Below are 15,901 nucleotides of genomic sequence, written 5' to 3' on the forward strand. Positions count from 1 at the left end.
TGGATTTAAAGGCTAGTTCATCAATTTCAACAAAACGATTCTCGGTGGATTTAATGATGTGCCTCTCTGCTAGTTGCATTCAGACTCTCCATTTTTTGATGCTCGCAATAATTCTCTCAGTTGACCATTTTGACTATATGATACTACTATTGCTTACTACTGCTTACAAACTTAATAAAGTTTTATAATACTGTTTTTTAAGAAAAAGTCTTTCCCTTTAAAAAAATATTCAAAAATGTCGAAAATCCATATTCGATTGTAGGCCCAGAGCGATCGCCCGCGTGCAAACAGCAGAATATTTCCTTGCTGCGACCCCCTCTTGAGATAAACTGATCTGAACAGTTAAGCTTTTGTGCAAGAAACCCTCTTCGGGCGATCGGCATTGTCCAACTTCCACAAATCATCAGAAATTGTGGGTGCAACCCCCGTTCCTTCGGCAAGCTCAGGGCAAGCCTTACAGGACGGCTTTATATGTGGGAAGTGTGTTAAAATAGACACACACACGTTGACCTCTAAAGTAAGGTGAAACTCCTAGCAATTGGACGTTGTAGTTAAAAGACGTTTAACCGAAATGGTTAAACTGGTATCCAATGATACCCTACCTCTAGCCTTTGCAAGTAAAGACTCTGGGGCGAGTGAATCACTCACAACAAATCAAAGTAGCCTCAATGCTAGAAATAGCGGAGAGAATAGTGGGAATTGGCACCCCCTGTCGCGCTGCGGTAGAGTTCGACTAAGCGGCTCTACGAGTAGCGGTTCGAGCAATGTCCAACGGTGGATATCTCCTTCTAAAGAATCTCAGTGCGTTTACGCGCCTTGAGTGTCAACTGTTCGAGTCAGCCTTCTCACCAAATTCAAAGTAGCGCATATGACACAACAGCATCCGCCAGCTCCTCGTCCGCCCGTACCCGGAGCTCCCCCACCGCCCGGGCTGCCCCGCCCTCCAGCTCCAGGCATTCCCAGAGCAGCAGGAATGCCACCAGCACCGCCACCAGCACCAGCACCCCCACCACCCGCCGCCACACAGCCACCGGCACCCGCGCCCCAATCCTTCGCCACACCTAAAAATTCCAGCAACAGCAAAATTCCGACTTTGAAAGAGTTGGTAATGCGAGCCAAAGAAGAAGGAGTATCCGATCTTCACCTCGGAGTCAACGAATTCCCGCGCTTCCGAAACCGGGGCGAGATAGCCGACATCGGCTATCCACCGTCGGATTTAGATACGTTTTTTGGCTGGCTGCGCGAGTGCATGAGCGATGAAGAAATTGAAATTTTCCAAAAAACCCTAGACTTTGACGGCGCTTTCGATTTCGGCTTCGTCCGCATTCGGATCAGTTGCATGGACTCCTTGGCCGGCCCGGCGATGGTGCTGCGGCTAATTCCTGCCAAAATATTGACAATGGAGGAATTGAACCTGCCGCAAGTCTTTAAGAAAATATGTGGCTACCACAAAGGGCTGATTTTGGTGACGGGCCCCACAGGTTCTGGCAAATCGACCACCTTGGCCGCCATGATCGACTACATCAACAAAAATAAAGCCTACAACATCATCACGATCGAAGACCCGGTAGAATTCGTACACGAAAGCAAAAAATCCTTGATCAAGCACCGGGAAGTCGGCAGACACACCCTCAAGTTTATGAGCGCTCTCAAAGGCGCTCTGCGGCAAGACCCGGATATGCTGCTAGTAGGAGAAATTCGGGACAGAGAAACGGTGGAAATCGCCCTCAAAGCCTCTCAGACAGGTCACTTAGTTGCAGGAACCCTGCACACCAACAGTGCAGTTAAAACCCTGAACCGGATTCTGGATATGTTCGGGGCGGAAGAACAGGAGGCCATACGGGTTTCAATTTCCGAATCCCTAGTGGCGATTATTGCTCAACTGCTGTGCAAAACCACAGACGGCAAGCGGGCTGCTTTCCACGACGTTATGATCAATACCGACGTGGTTAAGGAATACATTCTGAAGGGGCAGAATGAGGAAATCAATCAAATCATGATCAAAGATACTTATGAAGGCATGACGACGATGAATAAGTCGCTCTACGGCCTTTATCAAGAAGGTAGAATTACTGAAGAACTGGCTGTAGAAAACTCACCGTTCCCGAACGAAATGGCCCAGATGCTCCGAGGTCGAGTCTAAAGGTCGAGTGTTAAGTGTTAACAGTTAACTGTTATTAATTAATAGTTAACTGTTATTACAAAAGATTGCAAAAATCGCTCTCAAGTCTTGAAATGATCTGCGTTGATCTGCGTTGCATCTGCGGTTTATAGCCTTTCGAGCGAAAGATGAGGTATGCCGAGGTATGCTGCAACCGTTACAGTGTCAAGCTTTTCCTGGCAAAATTGGTCCGCGAACCTTTTAGAGAAAGGCTATATCTATCAATCAAAGATTTATGCAATGCAAGTCTATTGGTACTTCATTGACACTCTCAGGGAGTCAACGCCACTGAGATTCTACTGACAGAATTAGACAAGCGTGTATTACCTAAATCTAATCTCGTTACGGCCGTCAAACGCCGTCTACCTAGTCACCAATCGTCAAGCGATAGTTACTAGCTAATGATTGTTATTTCCAATGCTTTCAGAATCCATCGCTAAGCCAAGACACGGTACGCTCAACATCCTGCCATCCCACCGCTCTTTTTGTGTTACCTCTCACTCTTGTGTACTAAGTTGCAGGGATTTCTCCGATACTAGGATGTTTCAACACGTAGATGTTTTTGTTCTTACTCACAATTCAAATTATACCACATTTTCAAGAACACGGGGACTGAAGTCCCTCGCGTCGCTTTCCTCTCAGGTCTAAAGACGCGCTCGTTTCCCGCATCCCGTATTATTTTTATGAAAGTCGATCGCCCGATTTTGCCAGAATTTTTCAAAGGCATTGCACTGTTTACACCAGGGGGAGACTTAATCTATTCTATAGACTCCCGCAAGCAAACTCAGTGGCACTTGCAGTTGTGCGTAGCCCTACAGCAGATACTCGGTTTGTCGGAACCGCCCCATTTTCTGATACCTTGCTACACGGCAACCGTTGACTGCTGGCGCGATCGCACCGATCGACAGTTGCGGGTGGCAGCCGAGGCATACCCCCCGGTGCTGCGACATCAAACGCTGCTAAATGCCATTTTTGGCACGGGCGACTTGGTTTGGGAAGCCCGCAGCGACGAAATCTGCGAACCAATGGCGATCGCCACTTATCACGAACAATTCCCCGAACTTTGGGAAAATCACGACTTAGTTGTACGATATCCGATCGACGTTGGGCGATCGGACTCTCACAATTCTGCGATCGCGCCTCCCTCCCACTTTCGACAATCTCCGCTGTTCCCGCGAACCAAACCAACAGGACTCACCCCACCGCCACCAACCCAAGGGTACGTTTTGCGGCTGTTTGTTTCCGGGAGCAACCCCAGCACCGAACGCACCCTCAAAACTTTATACCAATTCCTAGAGCAATGTCTCGATCGCCCCTACACTTTGAAAGTAATCGATGTGTTAAAACATCCCGAACAAGCAGAAGCAGATCAGATTTCAGCAACTCCCACTTTAATTAAAATCTGGCCGAAACCCGTGCGGCGAATAGTCGGCGAATTGAACGATGCCCAAAAAATAGTCAGATTGTTGAGCAATTCAGAATTTTAGATTTGTGCGATTATTGAATACTGGCGATCGCCGGTTGACTCACCATCGAATTAACAAGATCCAGCAACTGCTGTTGAGACACTGCACTCGCCGATACCGCTACGGCATATCTGAGTCCTTCCTGTTCCCAAGAAATAGTTCTGCCACCACCTTTTGCTAAATAGTAGCCACGAATTCCACCACTCAAATTAACTGGCGAAATATCCTTATCTTGCCCAGGCCAATTTTTAGAATTAGCGGGTGAAACCACAGCGAATACTCCGACAGTGCAAGACGAAGCATTAGCAGATTTAGCGCAGTCTGGCTTAATTCCGATATTAACTTTAAATACTTTACCATCGGACTCAATGAAAGGATAAAGCTGTATCGGAGTAGCGGGGATAGAGGCAGGCAGTCGCATTTTCAAGCCTTTCGGCAATTGGCGGCGAATGTCGTCAATCAGCGGCCAAAAAACAGAGGCTGGTTGGGCGATCGCAGATTCCACTGCCAACAAACCGCTTCCTAAAACTGTCAGACCAACTAAACCAGTGAACAGAGCTTTCAACTTCATCGATAGATTCCCTGAAAATAACCGTTTAATAATACAGCCACAAACTCTCGACTCCGCCTCACCCAATCGGATGAGTTATTATCCCCCAATGGTATGACTATCACTTTTCTCAGTAACATGAGGTACATTCGATCGTGGGTAATTGGTAATTAGTCATTAGCCATCGATCGCCTGTGCTTTACTTAAAAATATCTATAATAGTAAGAGCAAATAAATCAGAAAATCATGTCAAATTATATTCACAATTTAATCAACAATAATTTCCATCATCCAGATTTCGGGAAATTACTTTATCATCGCGACATTCACAACCCCAATATCTTGCATTACTCAGTACAACTCAACGATTGGGAATCTATCGCATGGGAACCAATTCATAGCAATCGCCAAAAAGATACGGCAAGATTAGCAATTTGGCAAATTGATTGGGATAGATTTCAAACTGCCAAATGGATATTATATCGCAATACGGTTGACTTAGGAAGAATCTGACTTGCAAAAAATGTTTGTATTGCCAGGAAAATCGTCAGATTAAATTCCTAAAAAGCGTTAAGTAAACGGTATTGTATTATATCGGAAAAAGGAACTCATCAACCAAGCATTGCATATTTCTGTAGCAGAGTTTCACGAACGCTGGCAATATGAACTCTATCGATTCAATTGGGAACATTGGGCAAGACTTTTCAGTTGACAGTTGAGGGCGACCTCTACCTGGAAGGAAGAGGATTGGAGTAATGAATCGTCTTTTTAAAATTTCTCCTGAGCGGGCTTGGGGCTTTCAACCAATTCTTTCTGATAACAACAGGGGATGCGAGAAGCCCATCCCTCTCCTAACTAAATTTAGCTTTTTAAGAATTACAGGCGTTGAGTATTAACTGTTTAAAACCTCGCTGTCAACTGCTTTCCTGCCAACTGCTAACTCTCAATTGTTTAAGCAGTATACTCCAATTAATCAGAAAGATATTTGGTTAAGCGATCGGCAATTTGGCTGCTACCGCCCGATCGCCCCATTCTTTCTAAGCCATTTTTTACGCAAGTCTCTAAATATTTTTTGTCTTGCAAAGTGCGATCGACTGAAGCGGCAGCTTCTTTGATAATCTCAGGATTTGCTGGTTCTTTGCCAATAACTTGCACTGAATCACCTAAAAGCCGATTTTGAGCCTCGGCAAACCGATAGGTAAATGACGGGCCGTTACCGGGGATGGTAATTACTGGTTTTCCTAAGCCTACGGCTTGTTCGATCGCAGTTCCGGTCATCCCGATTACTAAATTAGACTGCTGCAAAATGTCGGCGAAAGCATCAGAGTAGCAAATTACTTCAACTGTTGCTGCTTTTTCGCTACCATGCTGTTTGATTTCTTGACAAACTAACTTTCCTTCTCGGTGCAGCCATCCGGAGCGCGCTGCAATATTATCTAATTCCAGCATTAAACTTGGAACTAAGGCTGCTCGAAACTGCACTGGTAAGGTAGAGTTGGCGGCAATTTCTTTGACCAATTTTAGCAGCAAAACTAGGTTGTCGTTGGCTTCGGGGAGCCGCGAACCGGGCAGAAGGGCGATCGTCCGAACTCCGGGCTTTAACTGCAAATCTTTGCCTATAGCATTGAGGTTGTCCATGACAGGATTGCCGACAAATATGGCTTTCTCGAAACCCTGTTGGTTTAAGTCCGCAGCAGTCAAAGCATCCCTAGTGAAAATAGCCAGACATTGCTCGGAGGAAAGCAAATAATTCAAGAGGAAACCCAAATCGGCTAGCCCTTCATAATAAGTAGAATGAGCCGACAGAAAAATTATATACGGGCGGCCTGTGGCATGGGCGAACCCCGCCGCGACAATATCCCCAGTCGTTACTACCAAATCGCATTGCTGCGAATGCGCCGAAGCAGCTTTCACTTGCTGCAAAGTCAAACGAATTAGCCCCGCCCTCAAATCTTTGAGGAAAAATAGGGGATTCATGTAAAAAACTCCCCCAGATGGCATGGGACTGGTGGGCCCGATAATTGGTACTGTCGATCGACTGTAAGCAGCCCCGTCACCGACAATGGGCATCGCTGAAACCTGAATATCTGGCGCAGATGTTCTCAAAGCATTGACAATTTGACAGTTAATCGCATCTTCCCCGTGGCCGTTGCTGAGGAAAAGTATCTCCTTGGATTTCATAAAATCAGAATTTAGTGACGAGATTATTTTAAACACAGCCGCGCGATCGTTACCCACAGGTCGGCGAACTTTTTGTTAGTCTAATTTAAATACATTGTGGAAGTGAAACAGCGTGAATATTGAAATTGGGCGGGGCAAAAGCGCTCGCAGAGCTTACGGCATAGATGAAATCGCGCTCGTACCGGGACAGCGTACCCTCGATCCGAGTTTGGCAGATACTAAGTGGCAGATTGGCGGGATCGATCGAGAAATCCCGATCATCGCCAGCGCCATGGACGGAGTAGTCGATGTCCGCATGGCTATTTTGCTGTCGGAATTGGGAGCAATGGGCGTGCTCAACCTAGAAGGAATTCAAACCCGCTATGCCGACCCCCAACCCATTTTAGAGCGCATCGCTTCTGTTGGGAACCACGAATTTGTGTCCCTGATGCAGCAACTCTATGCCGAACCCATCAAGCCAGAATTAATCGATCTCAGAATTAAAGAAATTAAAGCTGGAGGAGGGATTGCCGCCGTCAGCGGTACACCGGCCGCTGCGAGCAAATACGGCTTAACAGTTGCCGCAGCGGGAGCCGATATATTTTTTGTGCAGGCTACTGTAGTCTCGACTGCTTTTCTTTCCCCAGAGTCGATCGCATCTTTGGACTTGACCCAATTCTGTCAAGAGATGCCAATACCCGTAATTTTGGGCAACTGCGTCACCTACGAAGTCGCCCTGAATTTAATGAAAACTGGTGCCGCAGGCATTCTCGTGGGCATAGGGCCGGGGGCTGCTTGCACATCTAGGGGGGTATTGGGTGTCGGCGTTCCCCAAGCGACAGCGGTAGCAGACTGCGCCGCCGCCCGGGACGACTACTATCGCGAAACTGGCAAATACGTGTCGGTGATTGCTGACGGCGGTTTAATTACCGGGGGCGATATCTGCAAGTGCATTGCCTGCGGCGCCGATGGAGTAATGATTGGTTCGCCCTTTGCTAGGGCCGCCGAAGCTCCGGGCCGGGGCTTTCACTGGGGGATGGCGACTCCCAGCCCGGTTTTGCCGCGAGGCACTCGGATTCGCGTGGGGACTACTGGGACTGTGGAGCAAATTTTGCGGGGCCCAGCCCTGCTCGATGACGGTACGCACAACTTGCTCGGAGCTCTGAAAACTAGCATGGGCACTCTGGGCGCTAAGGATATTAAGGAGATGCAGCAAGTGGAAGTGGTGATTGCTCCTTCTCTGCTGACTGAGGGTAAAGTTTATCAAAAAGCTCAGCAGTTGGGCATGGGCAAGTAGATTTACCGATCGAATACCAGGATACCTTGACAAAATTTGTGCGATCGTCTCGAAATTTACAGAATGTTGTGGAATTATCGAGAAGGAGGTGTCACAATATAAGAAGCGGAGACGCATGTTTCCGTTCACTCCTCACACCACACTCCGCCCGGACTACTGTTCGGGCGGTTCCTTTTTGACCCCAAGCGCTCCCCTTTACTGACTGGTACGGGGTTAAGGCTGTTCGATCCGGAGAGTGGGGGAGGGAGAGAGGGGGAGAGGGGGAGAGGGGGAGAGGGGGAGGGGGAGTTACAGAGAATTTTTTGCGGCCGAATGCCTTTTTATAACTTCCATTTCTCGAATTCCTTCTGAAGCCTTCTCTTAAAGTCGTCGCTCCCTACCCAAAAACGGATACCAGCCCCGGGCGCCAGGAGTGGAGAACTCAAAATATTCGATCGAAGTTCACGCTCCCAGATTCAATGCTGCAAGTAAATCTAAAATCTAAAATCTAAAATCGTAAAATCGACTGACGCAAGTGGTGACACTTTTTGCTAAACTTGTTATCCGAGAAATAGTATTTACAAGGATGGCTAGGGATGTCAGCAGCCGCGCAAGTAACCGACTCTACCTTTAAGCAGGAAGTGCTCGATAGCGAAGTTCCAGTTCTAGTGGATTTTTGGGCTCCCTGGTGCGGGCCCTGTCGGATGGTGGCGCCCGTCGTAGACGAAATTGCCCAGCAATATGAAGGGCAGGTGAAGGTAGTAAAAGTTAATACCGATGAGAATCCTAATGTGGCAAGCCAATACGGTATCCGCAGCATTCCGACGCTGATGATATTTAAGGGCGGTCAGCGGGTTGATATGGTGGTTGGGGCAGTTCCGAAAACTACTCTGGCCAACACTCTGGAAAAGTACATTTAACCAAACTGCCAGAGGTTTCGGGCTGTTTTTTTGGGCCGCGAAAGCTAACTATCTTCAAAACCGGGGTAAAGCTACTGGAAAAGTTATTAGTTGCTAGCAGCGCTATTTGCTGGTGGCTATTAGCTTCTAAATTTGGCTTGCCCCTTAATTTTTTCTACCAACAAATTGTTACCGTTTCGGAAAAATTCATGATTCCTTCTGGTCAAGGTTTTGAGTCCCTCCAAGCTGATGCGATCGACTTAATCGATCGCCTGCCAATGTTAAAGCACTCTGAGTGGATCGAACGATCGCTCTCGACGATCGTGCAAATGGCTGGAGAGGAACTCGATCGCCTCGATTGGAAGATTATGGCGGCGTCCCTGCGAGATATGGAGAGAGCTTTTTCCATGTTTTATCCTTACCGCCACGTTCGCAAAATTGTGATTTTTGGTTCGGCGAGGGTGTCGCCGACATCGGCGGAATATTTGCTAGCCAGAGAGTTTGCACGGGCGATCGCCCAGCAGGGATTTATGGTGATTACTGGTGGCGGTGGGGGGATTATGCAGGCAGGGAATGAGGGGGCGACTGCGGAACGTTCTTTTGGGCTGAACATTCAGTTACCTTTCGAGCAGAGTTCTAATCCTGTCATTGCGGGCGACTCCAAGTTGCTCAATTTTAAATATTTTTTCACCCGCAAGTTATTCTTTCTCCGGGAAAGCGATGCTTTGGCTTTGTTTCCCGGCGGTTTCGGCACTCTGGATGAGGCTTTTGAGTGTCTGACTTTGACTCAAACTGGCAAGTTTGGGCCGGCCCCTTTGGTTTTGCTCGATCGACCCGGAGGCGATTATTGGCACGATTGGAATTATTTTGTACAAAAACAATTGCGGGGTCGGGGTTTGATTTCAGCGGACGATCGCAGCCTGTACACGATTACAGACGATATAAATGTCGCTTGTGAGGCGATCGCGAGTTTTTATCTGGTTTATCATTCCTGCCGTTACGTGGACGGAAAACTGGTAATTCGCTTGAAGTCTCAACTTTCTGACGAGAATGTCGATCGGCTAAATACTAATTTTAGCGATATTTTGGTAGACGGTAAAATTGAAAAAAGTCAAGCTCTGCCCGCCGAAGCCACAGATGAAACCTTCGCTTTACCGCGCCTAGTTTTGCATTTCAACCAGCGGGATGCGGGGCGGCTTTATCAGCTAATTGCTGCTATTAATCAAATGGGAGCGACATCGCCGGCGGCGGCGCATCCAGAACAAAAGTAGTTATAACAGTTGACAATTGACAGTTGACAGTTATGGTATCCGAATCAAACCGTCGATCGATCGCGGGTGCATCTGATTTTTGCAAATATATTCGTAGGGGCGAAGCATTTCGGCAGTCAATCTCTGGTTCTCACTCATAAATTATGTGCCGAAATGCTTCGCCCTTGCCAAATTAAGATGCACCCTCGATCGCGGGGTAGCTTGCGTCAGTCAGATGGGGTAGAAGTCCTAAGAAAGTAAAAAATTAAGGGCAAAAGGTATGGCTTACAGCGATTTTAGTTTGGCAAGTGTCAAAAAATCTTTAAATTTAACGATTTCGCCCAGACAAGATTTGTTTTCGGCCGTACCTGATTTAAAATGCAGCAATTATTTAACAGAAACTTTAGCTTATAATGTTCCTTTTGCTCTGGCGAGCAATACGGAAAAATCGCGCTCAGAAATGATTATTGCGCCGATTTTGCTGGAACTTACCTCGAACAGCAAGAAGGCTCACACTGTACCTGTACGTTTGTCAGTGTCGAGATGAATTGCGCGTGAGTTGAGGAGTGTAGTCTGACCACATTTGAGCGCAGCGAAAACCGGGAAGACTACGACGACGAAACGAGCAAAATATTCTGTTTTTGGTGAAACAATCATCAAAAATGTGTTACTATGAATATGTAAACACGGTAAGGTCGATACCATGTATAGAGCAGTTAAGATGAGAATTTATCCTACAGGCAAGCAAGAATCATATCTAGCTCAATGTTTTGGCAATACTAGATGGTTGTGGAATCATATGCTTAATGCAACAACCACCGCGTACAAAGAAACAGGCAAGGGGCTTTCTAAAGCAGCTATGGATAAGTTGCTTCCGGGACTAAAAAAAGAATTTGAATGGTTGGGACTAGCTTATAGCCAAGTTTTACAACGAGTAACATTCAATCTTTCAAGTGCGTTTGTCAATTTCTTTGAGGGTCGTGCTAAATTCCCTAACTTTAAATCTAAACATGGTAAGCAATCAATTCAATATCCCCAAAATATCAAACTGATGCCAGAGGATTCTGTTATTAAGTTTCCCGGTAATCTGGGGTTAATGAAAACTGTGTTTCACAAACAACTACCTGATGCTAAATTCACGACTGTAACAATATCGAGAAATGCAGACGGCAGGTACTACGCATCTATTCTTTTTAACCAAAATGACAATCCGGTAGTTGCAATTAGGGAAGCTATCGGCGTTGACTTAGGATTGAAGCACTTTGCTATAACTTCCGAAGGCTCAAAATATGACCTACCTAAAAAGCAATTAGCCAAACTAGAAAATAATAAAAAATGCAAACAGAAAAAATTAGCTAAAAAGACAGATAAAACTTCTAATAAACGTCGTAAAGCTAGACGAATATTAGCCAAAGTTTCTAGCAAAATAGCTAGAATTCGTGAAGACTTTCTACACAAGCTATCTCGCAAAATAGCCTACGAAAACCAAGTTATTTGTGTAGAAGATTTGGCAGTTAAGAACATGGTAAAAAATCCCAACTTGGCAAAATCGATATCAGACCAAGGATGGGGGATGTTTCAAACCATGCTCAAGTACAAAGCTGAGAAATTTGGTCATACCTACCAAGAAATAGGACGTTTTTTCCCATCTTCTCAACTTTGTAGCGAGACTCTACTACCAATCCCGATGCTACAGAAAGGCTATGATTCATTGGGCGTAAGGTTTGTAGATTGTCCTCACTGCCAGAAACAGCATGATAGAGATATTAATGCTGCAATCAATATTAAAAATGAAGGTTTGCGACTTTTGGAGTTAGGAACTAGCTCTTCTGCCCTTGGAGGGGATGTAAGACCAAAGTTATCAGGACGTAAAAAAGCCATGAAGACCGAGGCAATCCCCAATGAATTGGGAAGCCTACACCCTATCTGTGCTCAGATGGGTGTTGGGTAGTTCACCAGACTGTTTCCCGATCGCATTAGTTTGTTTTCGGGTGTCGATTTTACGGTTGATAGCGACTTGGGATTAAACGGGAGTTGCGATTTTCTGATTAGCCGATCGGTAGAACTTTTGATTCTAAGCGCACCTGCGATTTTAATCGTTGAGGCAAAAAAGGAAAATATTAATGCTGGGTTGGGTCAGTACGTGGCCGAAATGTATGCAGCGCAACTGTTTAATGAGCGCGAGGGAAATCAGGTATCAAAGATTTATGGAGTGGTGACAACGGGAGAAATTTGGAAGTTTTTGATACTGGAAGGGCAATCAGTTAAAATAGATTTATTAGAGTATTTTTTGAATGAAGTTGATAAAATTTTGGGGATTTTGGCGATCGGCATTCAAAACAGTTGAGAGTTGACCACAATCAAAAGGGTTTGTAGTGAGGACTTTAGTCCTTAGGAATCAAGGACTAAAGTCCTCACTACAAACCAGATCGCGGGTAATTGACCAGACATGACATAAGCAGTAAAAACCAATCTAAAATGTAAAATCTAAAATCTAAAATCCCCTGACTCAAAATGCTAGACATCCTGCTCATTGCAACTTTAGGATTTCTCGGCAGTTTCGGACACTGCGCCGGAATGTGCGGCCCGCTGACAGTGGCTTTTTCCCTGTCAAGTACCGACAAAGATAAATTAGCTTCCTTCCGCTTTCACCTGCTATTAAATGTGGGGAGAATTGTGGCTTATGCTTTAGTTGGCGCTGCAATTGGCGGAGTGGGTTCGGTATTGATTGCAGGCGGGCAAATGGCAGGTATCGGTAGCGGGTGGCGGCGGGCGATCGCCATTATCACCGGTACAATGCTAATTTGGTTTGGATTGGTACAAATTAAACCAGATTTGCTGCCGCGTTTGCCATTGCTGCATCCAGTGAAGCACGATCGCATCAGCAGTGCAATGACCAAGATTTCAACTCAAAACAACTGGTGGATACCATTGGCTTTGGGTTTGCTTTGGGGTTTAATTCCCTGCGGTTTCCTGTATGCAGCGCAAATCAAAGCAGCGGAAACCGGAAACCCAATTTTGGGTGCGGCAACGATGTTTGCTTTTGGAGCGGGTACCTTGCCAACTATGCTGGGAGTGGGATTTTTTGCTGGCAGATTCAGCGCCCACAAACGCAGTAAACTGTTTCGCGCAGGTGGTTGGGTGACACTGGCGATCGGCATCATTACTCTGTTGCGAACCGATGAAATGGTCGATCTGACAGGCCACGCAGCCCTAATATGCTTGATGCTAGCACTGATTGCGCGTCCGCTCAGCAAGTTTTTGCCGCCACTGTTGCGCTACCGTCGGGCTTTGGGTGTCGGAGGGTTTGCGATCGCCCTTGCCCACACGTTTCATATGCTAGATCATACGCTGCAATGGAATTTTGACGCTGTATCTTTTATGCTGCCGCAGCATCAATTAGGGATGGCATTGGGAATGCTGGGACTGCTGTTGATGATACCCGCAGCGGTGACAAGTTGCGATCGGCTTCAAAATTATTTAGGGAAGCGGTGGCGGCAAATTCATTTGCTAACAGTACCCGCTTTTTTGCTGTGCGCCCTTCACGCAGCCCTCATCGGCTCCCACTATCTCGGCGGTTTTGAATGGAAGTTGTACGATCGACTGGTGACAGCCGTCTTAGCCGCGGTTGCGGTGTTAGTTTTGTTAGTGCGATCGCGCTTATTTTGGTCAATTTTATCACTGGATAATTTCTATGTTGCACCTGTCAAAGAAAAGTAAAAGTTTAGGATTGTTAGTCTTCTTGGGATTGCTAGTACAAGCCGGAATATTTCCCATACCGCAGCTAAACACAACTGCGATCGCCCACGAAGTCGAAATCTCGGGAGATGTCGCCGCTACCTTTCACCTCGAACCAAACCACAATCCCCGCGCCGGAGAAACTGCAAAAGTGTGGTTTGCACTGACTCGCAGGGGCGGTCAAATTATCCCCTTAGAGCAGTGCAACTGCCAGCTAGCGGTTTATCCAAAAAATCACAAACAGGGGGATAAACCGCTGATTGAACCGCCTTTAAAAGCCGTATCTGCCGAGCGCTACCAAGGCATTCCCGGAGCAGAAATTGTATTTCCCAAGGCAGGAATCTACGAGTTAAAACTCAGCGGAAAACCCAAAGCCGCAGCTAAATTTAAACCCTTTCAACTCAGTTATACAGTCACAGTTAGATAATATAATATTCCCCTCAACAAACATCAATATTGTAGGGGCGGGTTCACCGAAATAACCGCCAAAAACAAACAATCTCAAAAACCCGCCCACCCAACTCAGTCATACAGTCACCGTTCGCTAATATCCTATCCCCTAAAAAACATCAATATTGTAGGGGCGGGTTCACCGAAATAACCGCCCAAAACAAACAATCTCAAAAACCCGCCCCCACCCAACCATAAATTCAAATGTACTAAAATCGTATCCCCGCATCAACAAATATCAATCTTGTAAGGGCTGGTTCACCGAAATAATCGCCCAAAACCAATAATCTGGTAAACCCGCCCACCCAACCATAAATTCAAATGTACCTATTTTCCAATAAAAACAACCGATAAACGTATTAAAAAACACAAATCAAATCTGTATAAAACCTTAAAAATTGCCAACCATACAAAATGTCACGAATTTTTACATTACATTGTAGTTAATGTCAATTCTAAAAATTGTGCAAACTAATCTCTGTTGAACTGACCAAAGGACACAAACATGGATATCTTATCTAATACCGTGGCGCTATCGCGGATGCAATTTGCGCTAACCGCCATATTCCATATGCTGTGGCCAGTTTTGACAACTGGAATGGGAATTTATCTGGTAATTGTTGAGGGAATGTGGCTGAAAACTCGCAATCCTGACTATTACCACCACGCTCGTTTTTGGTCGAAACTATACGTTCTCAACTTCGGTATTGGTGTAGCTTCCGGCATTCCCATGGAGTTTCAATTTGGGACGAATTGGGCACCATTTTCCGAAGCCGTGGGTGACTTTTTTGGCAGCATTTTAGGGTTTGAAGCTTCAATGGCATTTATGCTAGAAGCTGGCTTTTTAGGAATTATGCTATTCGGTTGGGGGCGCGTTCACCCGATCGTCCATTATTTCGCTACCATCATGGTAGCCTTCGGCGCAAACCTATCCACTGTATGGATTTTAGTCGCTAACTCTTGGCTGCAAACTCCAGCAGGCGGAGAAATGGTCAATGGCAAGTTTGTTGTCACCGATTACTTTCAAGCAATTATGAACCCCTTCGCATTAAACAGCATTCTACATATGTTTTTTGCGACGTTAGAAACTTCCCTGTTTGTAATTGGTGGAATTAGCGCTTGGTACATTCTAAATAAGCGCAACGAAGCCTTCTTTTCCAAATCTTTAAAGATTGCCATAGCGACGGCGATCGCAGTTGCACCTTTGCAGATATTCATCGGACATTTGAGCGCCGAACAAGTTTATCACTATCAGCCGACAAAATTAGCAGCGATCGAAGCTAAATGGGAAACCTCAGCAGCCGGAGAATCAGCCGATTGGACTTTGCTAGCCTTGCCTAATGAAAAAGCCCAAAAAAATGACTGGGAAATTAAAATTCCCAATGGCTTAGGATACGTTCTAGAATTCAAACAAAAACTTTCCGAACCAGTCCTCGGTTTAAAAGAGTGGAAACCAGAAGATCGACCCCGGATGGTAGGTTTAATCTACTATTGTTTCCGCATCATGTCCGGGATTGGATTCTTCTTTGTAGGATTGATGCTGTTCAGTACAATTCAGTGGATGCGAGGCAAGCTTTCCGCTGAAAATATTAGCAGTCAACCTTGGTTGATGCGCGCTTGGATCTTAGCAGCACCCCTGGGATATATCGCTGTAGAATCGGGTTGGATTGTGCGCTGTGTAGGCAGACAGCCCTGGGTTTTATACGGGCAAATTCGCACGGCTGACGGCGTATCAAATATCCCCGCTAGCAATGTTTTAACTTCTCTGAGTTTCTTTGCGATTATTTACAGCTTTTTGTTTGTTTGCGCCTTGTATTTTGGCAGCCGCATTATCCGCAAAGGCCCTAATTTAAATCTGTCAGTACCTGGTTTAGGCAATCAACCTGCGATCGAAACTGAACTCGCAGAACACATTCCCGATCAACGCCCTGTAGAAGCACAACAATAGGAG

Annotated in this window: 15 protein-coding genes; 12 read left to right on the forward strand and 3 right to left on the reverse strand. The window is 46.0% G+C overall.

The genetic code is table 11. The annotated features are described in order from the left end of the window. Positions 1 to 807 precede the first annotated feature (807 nt). Complete coding sequence (locus tag JGK22_RS04840) at positions 808 to 1,119, reverse strand: hypothetical protein (RefSeq protein WP_293181462.1); 312 nt, start codon at positions 1,117 to 1,119, stop codon at positions 808 to 810. On the opposite strand from JGK22_RS04840, the gene JGK22_RS04845 reads away from it, so the two are divergent. Further along, complete coding sequence (locus JGK22_RS04845; RefSeq protein WP_293181465.1) at positions 1,109 to 2,143, forward strand: type IV pilus twitching motility protein PilT; 1,035 nt, start codon at positions 1,109 to 1,111, stop codon at positions 2,141 to 2,143. The genes JGK22_RS04840 and JGK22_RS04845 overlap by 11 nt on opposite strands. A gap of 701 nt (positions 2,144 to 2,844) precedes the next feature. Next, positions 2,845 to 3,648, forward strand: a complete 804-nt coding sequence (locus JGK22_RS04850) for a circadian clock KaiB family protein (RefSeq protein ID WP_293181468.1) — start codon at positions 2,845 to 2,847, stop codon at positions 3,646 to 3,648. Between the two features lie 10 nt (positions 3,649 to 3,658). Here the strand turns inward: JGK22_RS04850 and JGK22_RS04855 are convergent, their stop codons facing one another. Continuing rightward, positions 3,659 to 4,198, reverse strand: coding sequence for a hypothetical protein (locus tag JGK22_RS04855; protein ID WP_293181471.1), 540 nt, complete (start codon positions 4,196 to 4,198; stop codon positions 3,659 to 3,661). Between the two features lie 225 nt (positions 4,199 to 4,423). On the opposite strand from JGK22_RS04855, the gene JGK22_RS04860 reads away from it, so the two are divergent. Beyond that, positions 4,424 to 4,690 (forward strand): hypothetical protein, encoded by a 267-nt coding sequence (locus tag JGK22_RS04860; protein WP_293181474.1) that lies wholly within the window; start codon positions 4,424 to 4,426, stop codon positions 4,688 to 4,690. 456 nt (positions 4,691 to 5,146) lie between these two features. Here the strand turns inward: JGK22_RS04860 and JGK22_RS04865 are convergent, their stop codons facing one another. Beyond that, positions 5,147 to 6,358, reverse strand: coding sequence for a lipid-A-disaccharide synthase-related protein (locus tag JGK22_RS04865; RefSeq protein ID WP_293312438.1), 1,212 nt, complete (start codon positions 6,356 to 6,358; stop codon positions 5,147 to 5,149). A 112-nt stretch (positions 6,359 to 6,470) separates the two neighbouring features. On the opposite strand from JGK22_RS04865, the gene JGK22_RS04870 reads away from it, so the two are divergent. From JGK22_RS04870 to JGK22_RS04910, 9 genes are all read left to right on the forward strand, one after another. Next, positions 6,471 to 7,634 carry a GuaB3 family IMP dehydrogenase-related protein gene (locus JGK22_RS04870; RefSeq protein WP_293181480.1) on the forward strand — a complete coding sequence of 388 codons (1,164 nt, stop codon included), beginning with the start codon at positions 6,471 to 6,473 and terminating at the stop codon, positions 7,632 to 7,634. A gap of 575 nt (positions 7,635 to 8,209) precedes the next feature. After that, a complete protein-coding gene (trxA, locus tag JGK22_RS04875; RefSeq protein WP_006631199.1) occupies positions 8,210 to 8,533 on the forward strand; it encodes a thioredoxin in 324 nt (107 codons plus the stop codon). 188 nt (positions 8,534 to 8,721) lie between these two features. Further along, positions 8,722 to 9,783, forward strand: a complete 1,062-nt coding sequence (locus tag JGK22_RS04880; protein WP_293181483.1) for an LOG family protein — start codon at positions 8,722 to 8,724, stop codon at positions 9,781 to 9,783. A 259-nt stretch (positions 9,784 to 10,042) separates the two neighbouring features. Then, on the forward strand, positions 10,043 to 10,309 hold the full coding sequence (locus JGK22_RS04885) for a hypothetical protein (protein WP_293181486.1): 267 nt from the start codon (positions 10,043 to 10,045) through the stop codon (positions 10,307 to 10,309). A gap of 156 nt (positions 10,310 to 10,465) precedes the next feature. Continuing rightward, positions 10,466 to 11,713 (forward strand): transposase, encoded by a 1,248-nt coding sequence (locus JGK22_RS04890; protein WP_293312452.1) that lies wholly within the window; start codon positions 10,466 to 10,468, stop codon positions 11,711 to 11,713. Between the two features lie 117 nt (positions 11,714 to 11,830). After that, on the forward strand, positions 11,831 to 12,109 hold the full coding sequence (locus JGK22_RS04895) for a hypothetical protein (RefSeq protein ID WP_293198763.1): 279 nt from the start codon (positions 11,831 to 11,833) through the stop codon (positions 12,107 to 12,109). A gap of 167 nt (positions 12,110 to 12,276) precedes the next feature. After that, positions 12,277 to 13,482: a sulfite exporter TauE/SafE family protein gene (locus tag JGK22_RS04900; protein WP_293192816.1), complete on the forward strand. Its 1,206-nt coding sequence runs from the start codon at positions 12,277 to 12,279 to the stop codon at positions 13,480 to 13,482. After that, the gene (locus tag JGK22_RS04905) at positions 13,457 to 13,927 is read left to right on the forward strand and encodes a hypothetical protein (RefSeq protein ID WP_293205188.1); all 471 of its coding nucleotides are present in this window, start codon (positions 13,457 to 13,459) and stop codon (positions 13,925 to 13,927) included. The genes JGK22_RS04900 and JGK22_RS04905 overlap by 26 nt, the downstream gene beginning before the upstream one ends. 528 nt (positions 13,928 to 14,455) lie before the next feature. Next, positions 14,456 to 15,898, forward strand: a complete 1,443-nt coding sequence (locus JGK22_RS04910) for a cytochrome ubiquinol oxidase subunit I (protein WP_293181498.1) — start codon at positions 14,456 to 14,458, stop codon at positions 15,896 to 15,898. Positions 15,899 to 15,901: the final 3 nt, after the last annotated feature.

This window comes from Microcoleus sp. PH2017_08_TRC_O_A, assembly GCF_020738665.1.
Classification (GTDB): Bacteria; Cyanobacteriota; Cyanobacteriia; order Cyanobacteriales; family Microcoleaceae; genus Microcoleus.

What these genes read in the sequence shown, in the direction of transcription:
- JGK22_RS04865 (WP_293312438.1), bottom strand. Translation starts at nt 6,358, where the DNA reads ATGAAATCCAAGGAGATACTTTTCCTCAGCAACGGCCACGGGGAAGAT.
- trxA (WP_006631199.1), top strand. Translation starts at nt 8,210, where the DNA reads ATGTCAGCAGCCGCGCAAGTAACCGACTCTACCTTTAAGCAGGAAGTG.
- JGK22_RS04880 (WP_293181483.1), top strand. Translation starts at nt 8,722, where the DNA reads ATGATTCCTTCTGGTCAAGGTTTTGAGTCCCTCCAAGCTGATGCGATC.
- JGK22_RS04905 (WP_293205188.1), top strand. Translation starts at nt 13,457, where the DNA reads ATGTTGCACCTGTCAAAGAAAAGTAAAAGTTTAGGATTGTTAGTCTTC.
- JGK22_RS04850 (WP_293181468.1), top strand. Translation starts at nt 2,845, where the DNA reads ATGAAAGTCGATCGCCCGATTTTGCCAGAATTTTTCAAAGGCATTGCA.
- JGK22_RS04890 (WP_293312452.1), top strand. Translation starts at nt 10,466, where the DNA reads ATGTATAGAGCAGTTAAGATGAGAATTTATCCTACAGGCAAGCAAGAA.
- JGK22_RS04860 (WP_293181474.1), top strand. Translation starts at nt 4,424, where the DNA reads ATGTCAAATTATATTCACAATTTAATCAACAATAATTTCCATCATCCA.
- JGK22_RS04910 (WP_293181498.1), top strand. Translation starts at nt 14,456, where the DNA reads ATGGATATCTTATCTAATACCGTGGCGCTATCGCGGATGCAATTTGCG.
- JGK22_RS04885 (WP_293181486.1), top strand. Translation starts at nt 10,043, where the DNA reads ATGGCTTACAGCGATTTTAGTTTGGCAAGTGTCAAAAAATCTTTAAAT.
- JGK22_RS04845 (WP_293181465.1), top strand. Translation starts at nt 1,109, where the DNA reads ATGCGAGCCAAAGAAGAAGGAGTATCCGATCTTCACCTCGGAGTCAAC.
- JGK22_RS04900 (WP_293192816.1), top strand. Translation starts at nt 12,277, where the DNA reads ATGCTAGACATCCTGCTCATTGCAACTTTAGGATTTCTCGGCAGTTTC.
- JGK22_RS04855 (WP_293181471.1), bottom strand. Translation starts at nt 4,198, where the DNA reads ATGAAGTTGAAAGCTCTGTTCACTGGTTTAGTTGGTCTGACAGTTTTA.